The sequence below is a fragment of the Flavobacterium cupriresistens genome (genome assembly GCF_020911925.1).
GTDB lineage: Bacteria > Bacteroidota > Bacteroidia > Flavobacteriales > Flavobacteriaceae > Flavobacterium > Flavobacterium cupriresistens.
The window spans coordinates 1,095,636-1,111,847 of the sequence record NZ_CP087134.1; the positions used below are offsets into that span (position 1 = coordinate 1,095,636).

The 16,212-nt window shown below is 34.2% G+C and carries 17 protein-coding genes; 16 read left to right on the plus strand and 1 reads right to left on the minus strand.

Translation table 11 applies throughout. The annotated features are described in order from the left end of the window. The first annotated feature begins 36 nt into the window (after window positions 1-36). From atpE to LNP23_RS04920, 16 genes are all read left to right on the plus strand, one after another. Window positions 37-228 (plus strand): ATP synthase F0 subunit C, encoded by a 192-nt coding sequence (atpE, locus tag LNP23_RS04845; RefSeq protein ID WP_047774646.1) that lies wholly within the window; start codon window positions 37-39, stop codon window positions 226-228. 126 nt (window positions 229-354) lie between these two features. Continuing rightward, window positions 355-855, plus strand: coding sequence for a F0F1 ATP synthase subunit B (locus LNP23_RS04850; RefSeq protein WP_047774649.1), 501 nt, complete (start codon window positions 355-357; stop codon window positions 853-855). Between the two features lie 4 nt (window positions 856-859). Then, entirely contained in the window at window positions 860-1,393 is a 534-nt protein-coding gene (gene atpH, locus LNP23_RS04855; protein ID WP_230004106.1) for an ATP synthase F1 subunit delta, read from the plus strand. Window positions 1,394-1,431: 38 nt separating this feature from the next. Continuing rightward, window positions 1,432-3,009 (plus strand): F0F1 ATP synthase subunit alpha, encoded by a 1,578-nt coding sequence (atpA, locus tag LNP23_RS04860; RefSeq protein WP_047774652.1) that lies wholly within the window; start codon window positions 1,432-1,434, stop codon window positions 3,007-3,009. Window positions 3,010-3,099: 90 nt separating this feature from the next. Continuing rightward, complete coding sequence (gene atpG, locus LNP23_RS04865; RefSeq protein WP_230004108.1) at window positions 3,100-3,960, plus strand: ATP synthase F1 subunit gamma; 861 nt, start codon at window positions 3,100-3,102, stop codon at window positions 3,958-3,960. Between the two features lie 396 nt (window positions 3,961-4,356). Beyond that, a complete protein-coding gene (locus tag LNP23_RS04870) occupies window positions 4,357-4,803 on the plus strand; it encodes a GNAT family N-acetyltransferase (RefSeq protein WP_230004111.1) in 447 nt (148 codons plus the stop codon). A 94-nt stretch (window positions 4,804-4,897) separates the two neighbouring features. After that, window positions 4,898-6,358, plus strand: coding sequence for a lipopolysaccharide biosynthesis protein (locus LNP23_RS04875; RefSeq protein ID WP_230004113.1), 1,461 nt, complete (start codon window positions 4,898-4,900; stop codon window positions 6,356-6,358). A gap of 45 nt (window positions 6,359-6,403) precedes the next feature. Further along, complete coding sequence (gene dut / locus LNP23_RS04880; protein WP_230004115.1) at window positions 6,404-6,838, plus strand: dUTP diphosphatase; 435 nt, start codon at window positions 6,404-6,406, stop codon at window positions 6,836-6,838. A gap of 88 nt (window positions 6,839-6,926) precedes the next feature. After that, window positions 6,927-7,943: a sugar phosphate nucleotidyltransferase gene (locus LNP23_RS04885; protein ID WP_230004116.1), complete on the plus strand. Its 1,017-nt coding sequence runs from the start codon at window positions 6,927-6,929 to the stop codon at window positions 7,941-7,943. 41 nt (window positions 7,944-7,984) lie between these two features. After that, window positions 7,985-9,334 (plus strand): tetratricopeptide repeat protein, encoded by a 1,350-nt coding sequence (locus LNP23_RS04890; RefSeq protein ID WP_230005138.1) that lies wholly within the window; start codon window positions 7,985-7,987, stop codon window positions 9,332-9,334. A 7-nt stretch (window positions 9,335-9,341) separates the two neighbouring features. Further along, a complete protein-coding gene (gene lolB1 / locus LNP23_RS04895; protein ID WP_047774665.1) occupies window positions 9,342-10,121 on the plus strand; it encodes a lipoprotein insertase outer membrane protein LolB1 in 780 nt (259 codons plus the stop codon). A 23-nt stretch (window positions 10,122-10,144) separates the two neighbouring features. Next, on the plus strand, window positions 10,145-11,398 hold the full coding sequence (locus LNP23_RS04900; RefSeq protein ID WP_230004118.1) for a murein hydrolase activator EnvC family protein: 1,254 nt from the start codon (window positions 10,145-10,147) through the stop codon (window positions 11,396-11,398). Window positions 11,399-11,642: 244 nt separating this feature from the next. After that, entirely contained in the window at window positions 11,643-12,035 is a 393-nt protein-coding gene (gene rbfA, locus LNP23_RS04905) for a 30S ribosome-binding factor RbfA (RefSeq protein WP_047774669.1), read from the plus strand. Window position 12,036: 1 nt separating this feature from the next. Beyond that, complete coding sequence (locus LNP23_RS04910; RefSeq protein WP_230004120.1) at window positions 12,037-13,236, plus strand: ABC transporter permease; 1,200 nt, start codon at window positions 12,037-12,039, stop codon at window positions 13,234-13,236. Window positions 13,237-13,409: 173 nt separating this feature from the next. After that, window positions 13,410-14,837: an MATE family efflux transporter gene (locus LNP23_RS04915; protein WP_230004122.1), complete on the plus strand. Its 1,428-nt coding sequence runs from the start codon at window positions 13,410-13,412 to the stop codon at window positions 14,835-14,837. 71 nt (window positions 14,838-14,908) lie between these two features. Next, entirely contained in the window at window positions 14,909-15,514 is a 606-nt protein-coding gene (locus tag LNP23_RS04920; RefSeq protein ID WP_230004124.1) for an N-acetylmuramoyl-L-alanine amidase family protein, read from the plus strand. Between the two features lie 277 nt (window positions 15,515-15,791). On the opposite strand, the gene LNP23_RS04925 is transcribed toward LNP23_RS04920, so the two are convergent. Continuing rightward, complete coding sequence (locus LNP23_RS04925; protein ID WP_230004126.1) at window positions 15,792-16,208, minus strand: hypothetical protein; 417 nt, start codon at window positions 16,206-16,208, stop codon at window positions 15,792-15,794. Between the last annotated feature and the right edge of the window lie 4 nt (window positions 16,209-16,212).

Here is a 16,212-nt window from a genome sequence, read left to right on the forward strand (position 1 = left end):
TCAAAAAAGAATGTTTAATTTTTTAATATATTTATTATGGTAATTCCAAATATCATTGGAGCTGGATTAATTGTAATCGGAGCAGCATTAGGAATCGGTAGAATCGGTGGTTCAGCAATGGACGCTATCGCTCGTCAACCAGAAGCTTCTGGAAAAATCCAAACTGCTATGCTTATTGCAGCAGCACTTATTGAAGGTATTGGTTTCGCTGCGTTATTCGCATCTTAATTAAAATACAAAAAAACAATAGTTGCAACGGTTGGTTGTAACTATTGTTTTAAAATTAAAACATTAAAATTGCTTTTATTAAGTGCAATTTAAAAGTCATAAAATAAAATTTATAATCATTATATAATGGATAAGTTAATATATCAGTTCGAGTTTGGTTTGTTCTTTTGGCAAATATTAATATTTGTTGGATTAGTACTTTTGTTGAAAAAATTTGCTTGGAAACCAATTCTGGATGCAGTAAATGAAAGAGAGCAAGGTATTAAAGATGCATTACTTTCTGCTGAAAACGCAAGACAAGAAATGCAAAATTTACAAGCTGACAATCAAAGAATTTTGAATGAAGCTCGTGCTGAACGTGATGCAATGTTGAAAGAAGCTCGTGAGATCAAAGAGAAAATGATCGCAGATTCTAAAAACGAAGCGCAATTGCAAGGTCTTAAAATGATCGAGCAAGCTAAGGCTGCTATCGAAAGCGAAAAAAATGCTGCTATGGCAGAATTGAAATCTCAAGTTTCAACTTTATCATTAAGCATTGCTGAAAAATTGTTAAAAGAAGAATTATCTAACAAAGAAGCTCAAACTAGATTAGTTGAGAAAATGTTAGGTGACGTAAAGCTAAACTAAGATTATGGCAAGTACAAGAGCAGCAATTCGTTATGCAAAAGCAATTCTGGACTTAGCAAACTCTAAAGGTGTTGCCGAAGTTGTCAATAATGACATGAAATCGATTGCGTCTACAATTGATACCAATGCAGAATTAAGTACTTTTATTCAAAACCCAACTACAAAAGTTGAAGTGAAGGAAAGTGCTCTTTTAGAAGTTTTCGCAAATGTAAATGGAGTAACTAAAGGTTTATTTCACTTATTGTTTGAGAACAAAAGATTTGAGATTCTGGCAGAAATTGCTATAGAATACAGTAAATTATTTGACGAAGGAAATGGAATCGAAGTAGCAAAAGTTACAACAGCAATTCCTATGGATGCTGCATTAGAAGCTAAAGTTTTAGCTAAAATCGCAACATTGTCAGATAAAAAAATAACAATAGAAAATACGGTAGATGCTTCAATTATTGGAGGGTTTATTTTAAGAATAGGAGATCAACAATACAATGCTTCTGTTGCAAACAGATTGCAAGTATTAAAAAGAGAGTTAAGTAATTAGTTTTATTACACATAAAAGTGTCTAAATTATAAATTAAGATGGCGGAAATCAAACCTGCTGAAATTTCAGCAATATTAAGAAAGCAAGTAGAAGGTTTTGAATCTGGTGCTACGCTAGAGGAAGTGGGAACAGTACTTCAAGTTGGAGATGGTATTGCTCGTATTTACGGGTTATCTAATGTACAATACGGTGAGTTAGTTGAATTCGATAACGGACTTGAAGCAATTGTATTGAACCTTGAAGAAGACAATGTTGGTGTGGTACTTTTAGGACCATCAACAGGTATCAAAGAAGGATCAACTGCAAAAAGAACACAACGTATCGCTTCTCTTAAAGTAGGTGAGCAAATGGTAGGACGTGTAGTAAACACGCTTGGTTTTCCAATTGACGGAAAAGGACCAATTGGTGGAGACTTATACGAAATGCCGTTAGAAAGAAAAGCTCCTGGAGTTATCTTTCGTCAGCCAGTTACGGAGCCATTACAAACAGGTATTAAGGCAGTAGATGCTATGATCCCGGTTGGTCGTGGACAACGTGAGCTTGTAATCGGTGACCGTCAAACAGGTAAGTCAACTGTTTGTATCGATACAATCTTAAATCAAAAAGAATTTTACGATGCAGGAAAACCTGTATTCTGTATATATGTTGCAATTGGGCAAAAAGCTTCAACTGTAGCAGGAATTGCTAAAATGTTAGAAGAAAAAGGTGCAATGGCGTATACCGTTATTGTTGCAGCTAATGCTTCTGATCCAGCTCCAATGCAAGTTTATGCTCCTTTCGCAGGTGCTGCAATTGGAGAATATTTCAGAGATTCAGGTCGTCCGGCTTTAATTGTTTATGATGATTTATCTAAACAAGCGGTTGCTTACCGTGAGGTTTCTCTTTTATTAAGAAGACCACCGGGACGTGAGGCATATCCTGGAGACGTTTTCTACTTACACTCTCGTTTATTAGAGCGTGCTTGTAAAGTAATTGCTGATGATGGAATTGCTAAAAACATGAATGATTTACCAGACTCTATTAAGCCTATCGTAAAAGGTGGTGGTTCATTAACTGCTTTACCAATTATCGAAACTCAAGCTGGTGACGTTTCTGCTTATATCCCAACAAACGTAATCTCGATTACAGATGGTCAGATTTTCCTTGATGGAGATTTGTTCAACTCTGGAGTACGTCCTGCGATCAACGTAGGTATCTCAGTATCTCGTGTTGGAGGTAATGCACAGATTAAATCTATGAAGAAAGTTTCTGGAACTTTAAAATTAGATCAAGCTCAATTCCGTGAATTAGAAGCTTTTGCTAAATTTGGTTCTGACTTAGATTCTGTTACTTTAAACGTAATTGAAAAAGGAAAAAGAAACGTTGAAATCTTGAAACAAGGTTTAAACGATCCTTATACAGTAGAAAATCAAGTAGCTATTATTTACGCTGGTTCTAAAAACTTATTAAGAAACGTTCCTGTAAATAAAGTAAAAGAATTCGAAGCTGATTTCTTAGCATACTTAAACAGCAAGCATAAAGATACTCTTAATGCTTTAAAAGCTGGTAAGTTAGATGACAACATCACTGATGTTATCGAAAAAGCAGCAAAAGAAATTTCAGCAAAATATAACTAATAAGAGAATTAGTCAATTAGATAATTAGAAAATATCTCCGGATACTTCTGATTATCTAATTTTCAAATTGTCACATTTTCTAATTAATAGATGGCAAATTTAAAGGAAATCCGTAATAGAATTACTTCCGTTTCATCGACGATGCAGATTACATCGGCTATGAAAATGGTTTCTGCTGCAAAGCTTAAGAAAGCACAAGATGCAATCACTGCAATGCGCCCTTATGCCGAGAAATTAACGGAGTTGTTACAAAATCTTTCCGCTACACTTGATGGTGAAGTAGGAGGAGATTATACAACACAACGTGAAGTAAAAAAAGTATTACTTGTTGCGATAACTTCGAACAGAGGTTTATGTGGCGCTTTTAATACTAACATTATTAAAGAGACTAAAAACCGTACTCAGTTTTACGCAGGAAAACAAGTAGATGTTTTTCCTATTGGTAAAAAAGGAAACGATGTTTTAGTTAAAACGCATAAAGTTCACGGTCATCATAATGCAATTTTTGATCATTTAACTTTTGATAATGTTGCTGCAATTGCAGATAACTTAACTGAAAAATTCTTGACAGGAGAGTACGACAGAATCGAATTGATATACAATCAATTTAAAAATGCCGCTACTCAAATCGTTCAGGTTGAGCAATTTTTACCGTTAGTTCCAATTAAATCTGATGTACCGGTTTCAACTGGAGATTATATTTTTGAGCCTTCAAAAGAAGAAATCGTGTTGACTTTGATTCCTAAATCATTGAAAACACAATTATATAAAGGAATTCGTGATTCATTTGCTTCAGAACATGGAGCGCGTATGACAGCTATGCACAAAGCAACTGACAATGCAACTGAATTGAGAAACCAATTAAAATTGACTTACAATAAAGCACGTCAGGCATCTATTACTAACGAAATCTTAGAGATCGTTGGTGGAGCAGAAGCTTTGAACGGATAATTTATTTAAGAGAAATAAAAAGAGCAGACAGTCATACGATTGTCTGCTCTTTTTTTATAGAACTGTTTTTCTTTCTGTATAGTTATAAAATGGTGATTCTCATTTTACTCAAAAAACAAGAATCGACACCATTTTAGAATTGAGTTGCAGAAACCTTAAAATCCGCAATGCTTTGTCTTTTGTGGGAACAAACAAGCTTTATTAGTCCCAATGCTCTGTTTTTGTAGGGTTACAGATCAGCTGTTATCAATCCCTGTTTAGCAAATTTAGAAAAGTATGGATAAAATGAATTACAGAATTTTTAGCCTTTATTTATATATTTCGCACCATGGGCTGTGAATTATATAACAGGCAATGAAAAAAAATTAAGTATTTTTGTCCTCTATTTTTACACCAATGAAACTACAAATACTAGAACTTACTACGATCCCGGAAATGCTGGCACAAATTGAAACCATGCGATTTCTTTATCCGAATCTAACTGTTGAAAAATACGAAGCTTATCTTTCTGAGATGGTACCGCGTAATTATATCCAAATAGGCGTCTTTGAAGAAGAGCAATGTGTGGGAATTACCGGTTGTTGGACCGCAACTAAATTATGGACCGGTAAATATCTCGAAATAGATAATTTTGTTGTTGATCCCGGACAGCGATCTAAAGGAATTGGAAAATTATTAACAGATTATATCGAACAAAAGGCTTTAGATTCTGATTGCAGCAGCATTGTTCTAGATGCTTTCACCGGTAATTTTGCAGCGCATCGTTTCTATTATAATCAAGGTTATGGGCCCAAAGGCTTTCATTTTGTTAAAATTTTGGACGAAACAAAATTAACACACTAAAAAGACCTGTTGCGTTTTTTATTGAATCAACAAAAGCAATAATAAACGAAAGAATTGGTTATTTTTGTTTTACGAACTTTATTACAAGTATATTTTGGGATTATATAAAAATCTATTCAAACAAACGGCTATTTATGGACTAGCGACGGTGTTACCGCGAATGCTAAGTTTTTTATTAGTACGCTTGTATACCGGTATTTTACCAACGGCAGAATACGGAGAAGTTTCTATCGTTTTATCCTGGATGGTCTTCTTTAACGTAGTGCTTTCTTATGGAATGGAAACGGCATTTTTTAGGTTTTATAGTGCAGAAGACGATAAAAAGAATGTGATTGCTACAGCGACAATATCAATATTCTGGTCTTCAATTGGGTTTTTGTTTGCAGCATTAATTTTTAGAAATACGCTGGCAAATTGGGCGGAAGTCGACTCACAGTATATTACGTATTCCGTTTGGATTTTAGTTCTGGACGCGCTGGTTTTGGTGCCATTTTCTAAACTTAGAGCCAATCAGAGACCAATGGTTTATGCGGCAATAAAGATTGGAAATGTGGTAATAAACATGGTATTGAATTTTTTCTTTTTAATATACTTACCCAAACTTGCCATCGCAAACCCAAATTCAGTTTGGGATAATTTATATATTGAAAACTTCCAGATCGCTTATATTTTCATAGCCAACTTATTAGCCAGTTTGGCCACTTTTGTTGTATTATCCCCAAATTATCTTTCGCTTGGACGAAAATTCGATCCGGTACTTTGGAAAAAGATGATGAAATATGGTTTACCTATTCTTGTTGCCGGACTAGCGTTTGCCGTTAACGAACATTTTGATAAAATCTTACTAGGTTATTTACTGCCTGAAAATTTGGCTAAATCAGAGGTTGGAGCTTATTCTGCCTGTTACAAGTTAGGTTTGTTTATGGTTTTGTTTGCAACTGCCTTTAGATTGGGTATTGAGCCGTTCTTTTTTAGTCATGCCAAAAACGCCAACGCCCCACAGACCTACGCCGTTATCACGAAGTACTTCGTTATTTTTGGTTCACTGATTTTATTGGGTGTAATTGTTTTTGCAGATTTCCTGAAATTCCTTTTACTGGACAACAAATCCTATTGGGAAGCAATGAAGGTCGTGCCCCTAATTATACTGGCGAATTTCTTCTTAGGAATTTACAACAATTTGTCGGTTTGGTATAAACTGACAGATCAAACCAAAATTGGAGCTTATATTTCTATCGTTGGTGCTATAGTAACGTTGGTTTTGAATTACTTTCTAATTCCAAAGTACAGTTATTACGGATCCGCTATTGCAACTATTTCAGCATATGGAAGTATGATGTTAATATCGTATATTTTAGGAAATAAGTATTATCCGATTCCCTACGACATGAAGAAAATAGGGGCTTATTTAGGAATTTCAATTGCATTTTCTGCTATTTCTTTTTACGGATTCAGAGAAAAATATTACGTTGGAATCCCATTACTTTTAATCTTTATTTATTTTGTTTATCACAATGAAAAGGATACAATCAAAGGAATTATGAATAGAAAATAGAATCGGGTTAAATCCAATTTTATTTTTTTAGAATTTAATATAAAAATGAAAATACAAATTATAAATAAATCACAGCACGATTTGCCAAACTACGAAACAATTGCTTCGGCTGGAATGGATTTGCGCGCTAATTTAACAGAATCAATAACTTTAAAACCACTAGAAAGAACCATCGTAAAAACGGGACTTTTTATTGAATTACCAATCGGATATGAAGCACAGGTAAGACCAAGAAGTGGTCTTGCAGCAAAAAAAGGAGTTACGGTTTTAAATTCACCGGGTACTGTAGATGCGGATTATAGAGGAGAAATAGGTGTAATTTTAGTAAATTTATCAAATGAAGTTTTCGTAATCGAAAATGGAGAAAGAATTGCACAGTTGATTATCGCCAAACATGAAAGAGCAGAATGGGTAGTAGTAGAAGAACTTTCTGTAACCTCCAGAGGTGAAGGCGGTTTTGGAAGTACGGGAGTAAAATAATTTACAGTCTCGGTTTTCCGTTTATAAACTTTACAACAAACCAAACCAATTGAAGATTTTAAATCTTCCCATAAAAAATAAAAAACAAATGAAAATAATCGTTCCAATGGCAGGTCGTGGATCACGACTTAGACCACATACTTTAACTGTTCCTAAACCATTAATTCCAGTTGCAGGGAAATCAATCGTTCATCGCTTGGTTGAAGACATTGCTGAGATATTAAAAGAACCAATTGATGAAGTTGCTTTTATACTTGGAGATCCTGCTTTTTTTGGAGATGACCTTGTAGAGAGTCTGGAAGAGTTAGCAGGTAGTTTAGGAGCAAAAGCATTTATTTACCGTCAGGATTTACCTTTAGGTACCGGACATGCTATTATGTGTGCAAAAGAATCGTTATCGGGTCCGGCAGTTATTGCCTATGCCGATACTTTAATCAGAGCTGATTTCGAATTAGATCCATCAGCTGACGCGGTAATTTGGGTAAAACAAGTAGAACAACCTGAAGCTTTTGGTGTTGTAAAATTAAACGCAAACAATGAAATTATTGAATTGGTTGAAAAACCAAAAGAGTTTGTAAGTGATTTAGCTGTTATCGGAATTTACTACTTTAAAGAAGTGGGTGATTTGAAAAAAGAACTTCAGAACGTTTTGGACAATAACATCCAAAATGGAGGAGAATATCAGATTAACGACGGAATTAAAGCCATGATGGCAAACGGAAAAGTTTTTAAAACCGGAAGTGTTGATGAGTGGATGGACTGCGGAAACAAAGATGTGACTGTTGAAACAAATACGAGAATGCTCGGATTTTTGCATAACGATGGAGAACATTTGGTAGATTTTGATGTGAAATTAGAAAACGCAACAATTATTCCGCCTTGTTATATTGGTGAAAACGTAGTGTTGAAAAACGCAACGGTAGGACCAAACGTTTCATTAGGAAAAGGATGTCATGTGATTGACAGTACCATTAAAAATAGTCTGGTACAAACGTTTTCTCAAATAAAAAATGCTAATTTAGACAATGCGATGATCGGAAATCACGTTAGCTATGATGGTAAGTTTACCAGTATTAGTATTGGTGATTATTCGGTTTTAGAATAGACAGGTAGTATTCTTTTGTTTTAAATGAAATTATAAAAATGATGAAAAAGGGAGTTTTAGTAATTTTGTTTTCTGTTTTCTTTGGTAATACGATGTCGGTTATGGCTCAGACAGAACCGGAGGATATTGCTATGGTTACAGATGAATATAAAGACTCTTTTTTCGAATCATTAAAGCAAAAAGGAATTGAAAATTATGATAAGGCAATCGTTTCGTTGCAGAAATGTATCAAGTTAAAACCCAATGATGCAGTTGCTTATTTCGAATTGGGTAAAAATTATCTGGCTTTAAAAGATTATAAAAATGCACAGGATTCTTTTGAAAAAGCGACTCAGTTAGATCCAAAAAACAAATGGTTTTGGCTTGGGATTTATGATGTAAGTTTTGAAACCAAAAATTACAATCTCGCAATTGAAACCATTCAAAGAATCATTTTGTTTGATGAAGAGTATAAGGACGATTTGATTTCGATATACATGATAACCAATCAATACGATAAAGCGTTGGTTGCGATTAATGAAATGAACGACAAGTTTGGGAAATCATCAGATCGTGAAATTTATAAAAATCAGATCATGTCTCAGGGGAAATATCAAAATGCAGAGATTGGCAATTTGATTGATCAGATTAAGAAGAACCCAAAAGAAGAATCCAATTACGTAAACCTGATTTTTCTGTATTCAAAAGGAGAAGAAACAGACAAGGCTATAGACGTTGCCAAACAATTGGCAAAAGAAATTCCGACTTCAGATTGGGCTCAGGTCAGTTTGTTTAAGGGATATTTAGATGCCAATCAGGCTGATAAAGCGATTAAGGCGATGAATGTAATTTTATCAAGTGCAAAAATTGATTCAAAAATAAAACACCGTACCTTAAATGAATTTTTGATTTATGTGAATAAAAATCCGCAGTACGCTCCGGATCTGGAAAAAGCGATTTCTTATTTTGATAATGATAAAGAAATTGATGTTGCAAAAGAAATAGGAAAGTTTTATCACAGCAAAAATCAATTTGAAAACGCCATTAAGTATTATGAGAAAGATCTAAAATCAAACTCAGATACCGATCGCGAGACCAATTTGCTTTTGTTAGAGGCTTATACACAGGCAAAACAATTTGAGCCTATGACAAAAAGAGCCATGTATATGATTGAAGTGTACCCGAGTCAACCGCAATTTTATTATTATGCCGGTTTAGGGAACAATCAATTGAAGCAATTTAAAAATGCAAAAACGGTTTTAGAAATGGGACTGGATTATGTAGTTGACGATATAAAACTGGAATCGAATTTTAATATTCAGTTAGGAGAGGCTTACAATGGGTTAGGAGATGCCAAGAAAAAAGAGGAATACTTTTTGAAGGCAAATGAGTTATTGAAGAAAAAAAAGTAAAGAGTAAATGAAAAAGTATATAATAATACTATCGATGTCCGTTTTTGTGATTTCTTGTAAATCTAAAGCTGTTGCCGTACAAAACAATAAAACGGAAGTAGTTGAGGCAAAAAAAGACAAAAAAGCAATAGAAAAACATTACGATAATAAATTAGATTTTTCAACCGTATACATAAAAGCAAGTGCGAGGTATGTCGATGAAAAACAAAGTCAAAATGTTTCGGCCGAGATAAAAATCGAAAAAGACAAACAGATTTTAATAAGTGTTCGTTTTCTGGGAATTACCATGGCAAAAGCGTTGATAACGCCGACAGCTGTAAGTTATTACGAAAAAATAAACAGTACTTACTACGAAGGCGACTTTACAAGTTTGAGTAAATGGTTGGGTACAGAATTGAATTACAGTAAGGTACAAAATTTATTGGTAGGTGAGGCTTTAGAAGATTTAAGAAAAGGAGACTACACACAAACTATTGTAGAAAACCTCTTTCGTTTGGAAGATCAAAAAGAAGCGAATATCAAAAAAGTATTCTTTCTGGAGCCGGAAAAATATTTGTTGCAAAAGGAACAAATTTCACAACCATCAGAAAACAGAATGTTAGAAATTAAATATTCTGACAGTAAAGTTTTTGATCAGGGAACACTTCCAACGGCAATCGAAATTAATGCGATTCAGCCGAAAGGAAAAACAGATATTAATTTAAATTACAATACTATTTCGTTCAACGAACAACTTTCTTTTCCGTATAGCGTACCAAGTGGCTATAAAAAGGTTATAATTAAGTAAATTTGCAAAAAGAAAAAAGAAACATGCCGAAATTTCTCCTAAGTCTGATTTTTATATGTGCCTCTACAATGCTGTGGGCACAAGATTCGCAACAAGAAAAGCTGGAACAGCGTAAAGCTCAGATTCAGCAGGAAATTAGAGATAACGAAAAGATGTTGCAATCCGTAAAGAAAAAAGAAAAATCAGCGGTAAATGTATTTTTAATTCAGGCCAATAAAATTAAGCTGAAAGAAAAGCTGATTAATACTACGGCAAAACAGGAGAAACTTTTAAGTAACGATATGTATATTAACCAAGTTAAGGTTAATAAACTGAAAAAAGAATTGGCGATTCTAAAAGAGGATTATGCCAAGATGATTCTTAAATCGTATAAAAGCCGTTCAGAGCAGAGCAGGGCTATGTTTATTTTATCTTCGGAAAGTTTTTTGCAAGCTTATAAAAGAGCGCAGTATTTAAAACAGTATACGAATTTTAGAAAAAATCAAGGCTTGGAAATTCAATCTAAAACGGCAGAATTAGAAAATTTCAACACAAAACTAAACGGTCAAAGGCAAGTCAAGAAAAAAATTATTGCCGAAAATCAGAAAGAGCGTTCCGCTTTAGAGATTGAGAAAAAAGAGCAACAAAAGCTGGTTAACTCAATCAAAAAAGATAAAAATAAAATCATTGCCGATACCAAAAGCAAGCAGCAGGAAGCAAAAAGAATCGACAGACAAATTGATCGTTTGATTCGTGAAGCTATTGCGGAGGCCAACAGAAAAGCAGCGCTGGAAAGAGCAAAAGAAAATCCGGGATCTACAGCATCAAATGTACCAGTTTCCTCTTCTAAAATTGCATTGACACCGGAAGGAAAAATTTTAGCTGCCGATTTCAAAGCAAACAGAGGAAAATTACCTTGGCCAGTAGAAAAAGGATTTATTTCTCTTGGTTACGGAGATCAGCCGCACCCGCTTTATCCGTCATTAACCGTACACAATTCAGGTGTGGAGATTACGACCGAACAAGGAGCAAATGCCCGTGCCGTATTTGCGGGAGAAGTAGCAAGCATCATGGTTTTATCTCCAATTAACAGGGCCGTTATGATTCAGCATGGAGATTATTTTACCGTATATCAGAATTTAAGTCAGGTATTTGTAAATAAAGGAGATAAAGTAAATATCAAACAAAGTATTGGAAAAGTAAGAACCAGTGGTGATACCGGAAAAACAATCATTAAGTTTCTGATTCTTCAAAATACATCAAATAACAATCCGGAAGGTTGGTTGCAGAATAGATAAAAAAAGGGAGCCAAGCTCCCTTTTTTTATGAACTTTTTTTAATCATATCACTCTAATAAAGGTCTCATCATAGCGATGGTCAAAAAAATGCAACTAAAGATTCCATTATCTGCTAAGGGTAATGAATGAAAAACTTTAAAAAAAAGAAGAGTAAAAACACCTTAAAACCACTGCGAATGCAAAAATCAGCCTATTGTTTATTTGAAATGGTATTGATTGAAATTTAAAATAGTATTTTTGCAGTATGGAAACAAATAGACAGAAAAAAATAGGCGGTGTCATCCAAAAAGATTTGGTTGATATTTTGCAAGGTGAAGTGAGAAAAAATGGAATTAATAATTTAGTAATTTCAGTATCCAAAGTAAGTGTTACTTCAGATTTATCGGTTGCTACCGTATATTTAAGCATTTTTCCTCAGGAGAAAGCCAAAGAAACTTTAGAGGGTATAAAATCAAACTCCACTTTAATTAAGCACGATTTATCACAACGCGTTCGTTTGCAATTACGTCGTGTACCTAATTTGGTATTTTTTATCGATGACTCTTTAGATTATATTGAGAAAATTGATAATGCCTTATCTAACAGAGAAAATCCAATTGAAAATCGTGATCTTTTAGAAAAAAGAAGAAAATCATAAATTGAATTTCCCATTTTACATAGCCAAGCGTTATATTTTTAGCAGAAGTAAAAACAATGCTATAAATATTATCAATTATATTGCCAGCATGGGGATTATTGTTGGTACGATGGCTTTGTTTGTGGTGTTATCCGTTTTTAGCGGATTAAAAGTATTTAGTCTTTCGTTTACAAATGAAATCGACCCTGATTTAAAAATGACCAGTACCTACGGAAAATCATTTTTGATTACACCCGATCAGGAAAAACAGATTAAAGAAATTAATGGGGTCGTTTCGTATACAAAAATTATTGAAGAGCGTGTTTTGTTTCTGTTTAAAGACAAACAACAAGTTACTTACATAAAAGGAGTTGACAGCAATTATGTTGCTGTAAACGATATCAGAAAAAAACTTTTCAACGGACAATGGCTAAAACCGGACACCTATCAGGTAGTCGTTGGTTATGGAATTGCAAGAGATTTTTCGATGGGCATATTAGATTTCGAAAATCCCTTGCAAATATTCGCGCCTAAACCGGGAAAAGGAGCTTTTGAAAATCCCGAAGAAGCATTTAATAAAACAGATGTTTTACCGGTCGGGATTTATTCCATTAGTGAAGATTTAGATTCAAAATACGTGTTTGCCGACTTAGGTTTAGCACAGGAATTATTGCTGTACAAACCGAATCAGATTTCAGGAATTGAATTTAATATAAAGGAAAATGCCGATGAAAAGGCAATTAACCTTCAATTAGAAACGATCTTCAAAAATAAAATTACTGTAAAAAACAGAGCGCAACTTAACGAGTCTCTGTATAAAATGCTAAATACCGAAAATATAGCGGTTTATCTTATTTTTACCCTCGTGATTATCGTGGCACTTTTTAATTTGATCGGGGCTTTGATTATGATGATTTTAGATAAAAAAGGAAATCTTAAAACCCTTTTTAATCTGGGTACGGAAATCAATGATCTGAGAAAAATATTTTTACTTCAGGGAACATTACTAAGTGTTTTTGGTGGCGTTATTGGCCTTGTGCTGGGTATTATCCTGGTCGTACTGCAACAACAGTATGAGTTAATTATGATTACACCAACTTTGGCGTATCCGGTCGTTTTTACTTTAGAAAACGTACTGATCGTAATGGGAACCATTATTTCTCTTGGTTTTGTAGCTTCTTTAATTGCCAGTAGCCGGGTAAGTAAAAGACTATTAGATTAGTGTTTTCTTAGTAAGAAAATAATACCTATATTTATCGTCTTAAAAATTCAAGTTTATGATTGTTTCTGCCTAGTCCTATTTTTATTTTTTAGAATAATTAGGATACTTACGTTTTTTTTCTTCAGTTCAGGTCTTTGCATCTGGGCTCATTTTTACATTTATCTTAATATATCATGACAGAAACAACCATAAAGAAGAGTTTATTTTCTAAAATTTTCACCACATTAAAATTAGCAATCAAAGGAGACGAGTCTTTTGATTATACCGAAGGAAGCATTAAAAAAGCAGTCATATTACTAGCCATACCGATGGTTTTAGAAATGATGATGGAATCGGTATTTGCGCTTGTCGATTTGTACTTCGTTGGCCATTTGGAACACAGTAGTTTTGCCATTCAAACCGTTGGTTTAACAGAATCTGTAATAACAATTGTATACTCGATTGCAATAGGAATTAGTATGGCAGCAACAGCTGTTGTAGCGAGACGTATTGGAGAGAAAGATCCGATTGCAGCTGCAAAAGCCGGAATGCAGGCTATAATTATCGCTTTTGTAATCAACAGTGTAATGAGTATTTTAGGTTTTATTTATGCCAAAGAGATTCTGATATTCATGGGAGCCTCACTTGATGCGGCTGAACATGGCTATCGATTTACCCAAATTATGATCGGCGGAAGTTTATGTATCATGCTTTTGTTTTTGATTAACGGAATTTTTCGTGGTGCCGGAAATGCGGCTATTGCCATGAAAAGTCTTTGGTTGGCCAACATTTGCAATATCATTTTATGTCCAATTTTGATTAACGGCTTTGGCCCAATTCCCGCTTTTGGACTGACTGGTGCCGCGATAGCAACTACCTTAGGAAGAAGTATCGGGGTATTTTACCAATTGTATCATTTGTTTTTTGGGAAAGGCGTGTTGAGAATTTATGCCGCTTATTTTATTCCTGACTTTACACAAATAAAAGCATTGGTAAAAATTGCTGCTCCGGGTGTTTTACAATTTGTAATTGCCTCTTGCAGCTGGATTTTTCTGGCGCAATTGGTAGCAACAACAGGAGGTGATCACGGTTCTGCCGGATATCAGACGGCTCTTAGAATCATGATGTTTTTTATACTTCCGGCCTGGGGACTTAGTAATGCAGCGGCCACTTTGGTTGGACAAAATTTAGGAGCCAAGCGAATTGATCGTGCCGAGAAATCGGTTATGACAACAGCGAAGTACAATGTCATTTTTATGGCAACAATTATGGTAGTTACATTAGTTTTGGGAAAATATATTATTTCTTTTTTCACCAATGACGAAAGTGTAAAAACCATCGCAGTCGAGGCTTTACAAATTATGAGTATTGGTTTTGTATTCTACGGAATCGGAATGGTTTTAATAAATACATTCAACGGAGCAGGAGATACGTGGACACCAACGGGAATTAATTTCTTTGGATTTTGGTTGTTCCAGATACCATTGGCTTTTTTACTGGCGAAGCATTACCAGATGGGACCAACAGGTGTTTTCATCGCAATTCCGGTTGCTGAAACCGCTATAACATTGGCAGGTATTTTCTTTTACAAACGTGGAAAGTGGAAACGTGTTCAGGTGTAAGTTTTATTTTTGTACAATATTTCTTAATCAGTCTCGTTAGAATTGATTAATAAACCAAAAAATAAACTAGCATGAAAACCAGCACCAAAATTTTAGGAATCCTTAGTACAGCATTATTATTTGTCCTTTTTGCTTTTAAACCTGCTGCAGAAAAAAGAGTAATTGTTATTGACGCAGGTCATGGTGGCCATGATTTCGGTGTAGCGATGTATGGTTTTCAGGAAAAGATCATTTCAGAAACGATTGCTAAAAAAGTAAAAGAACTCAATAAAGATGCTAATCTCGAAATCGTATTACTTCGTGATGGGGATCACTTTATGGAATTTAGCGAAAGAGTTTCCATAATCAATAACATCAAACCTGAATTGGTCATCTCATTGCATATCAATTCTTCGAAAAGTTTTGAAACCAACGGAGTTGACGCTTATATCACATCAAGAGAAGAATTTCACGGAAAGTCGAAAGAAAAAGCAGAGAAAATCCTTACCGAAGTTTCGGGTGAAAATCTTTTGAAAAGAAGAATAAACGAAGCTCCTTTTTATATCTTGAAAAATGCTAATTGTCCTGCCGTACTGTTAGAGATGGGATTTTTGTCTAACGAAAAAGACAGAGCTTACATCACCAGTGAAAATGGACAAAATGAGATGGCTGCTAAAATTTTGGAATCAATAAAGTAATAGGAGACATTTAATGTTTTGTGAATAATCTTGATTTCTGGGTCTGTTTCTTTTAAAGATTTGTTGACAGGTACACTTTTTATTTACGTTTATTAAGTATCGTTAGATAGGTGTGTCAATTGTGGTACTTCTGAGCTATAGTTCATAACAAGAAAGGAATTACAAACATTATAATGTGTTTTTGATTCTTAAATTTTGCTTAACTCAAATTATGAGCCATCCAAATTACTAAAGTTTGGATGGCTCATTTTACTTAATTTTGAGATGAAAAGATTTGTTAATCTTTGCCAATTACTTTAATTCGAATTACTGTAAGATTTCCGTATTTTTCTGCATCTTCTTTTGTCCAAAATAGTTCTTTGTCTTTTGATCTTTTTTCAAATACCCAATCAATTGGCTCTTTTACGTAGATAAATAAGCCGATGTTGTTTTTTTCTATTATACTCCCGTTTTTAAATGCTTCTGGATCAGTAAAATAAAAAGAGAAATAGGACTGTTCTCCTAGAGTCGCCCAGGCAGTTTTTATTTCCGGTTTTATTTCTTTTAGCAAATTTTTCAAGGGTTTATTTAGAAACTGCTGTTCATTTGTTTTTAATTTATAAGCATCTTTTGGTAGTTGAACGATTTGTTGTGCATTGCATGCAACGTTCATAAATAGTAATAGGATAGGGATTATTTTTAATGTAAATTTCATGACG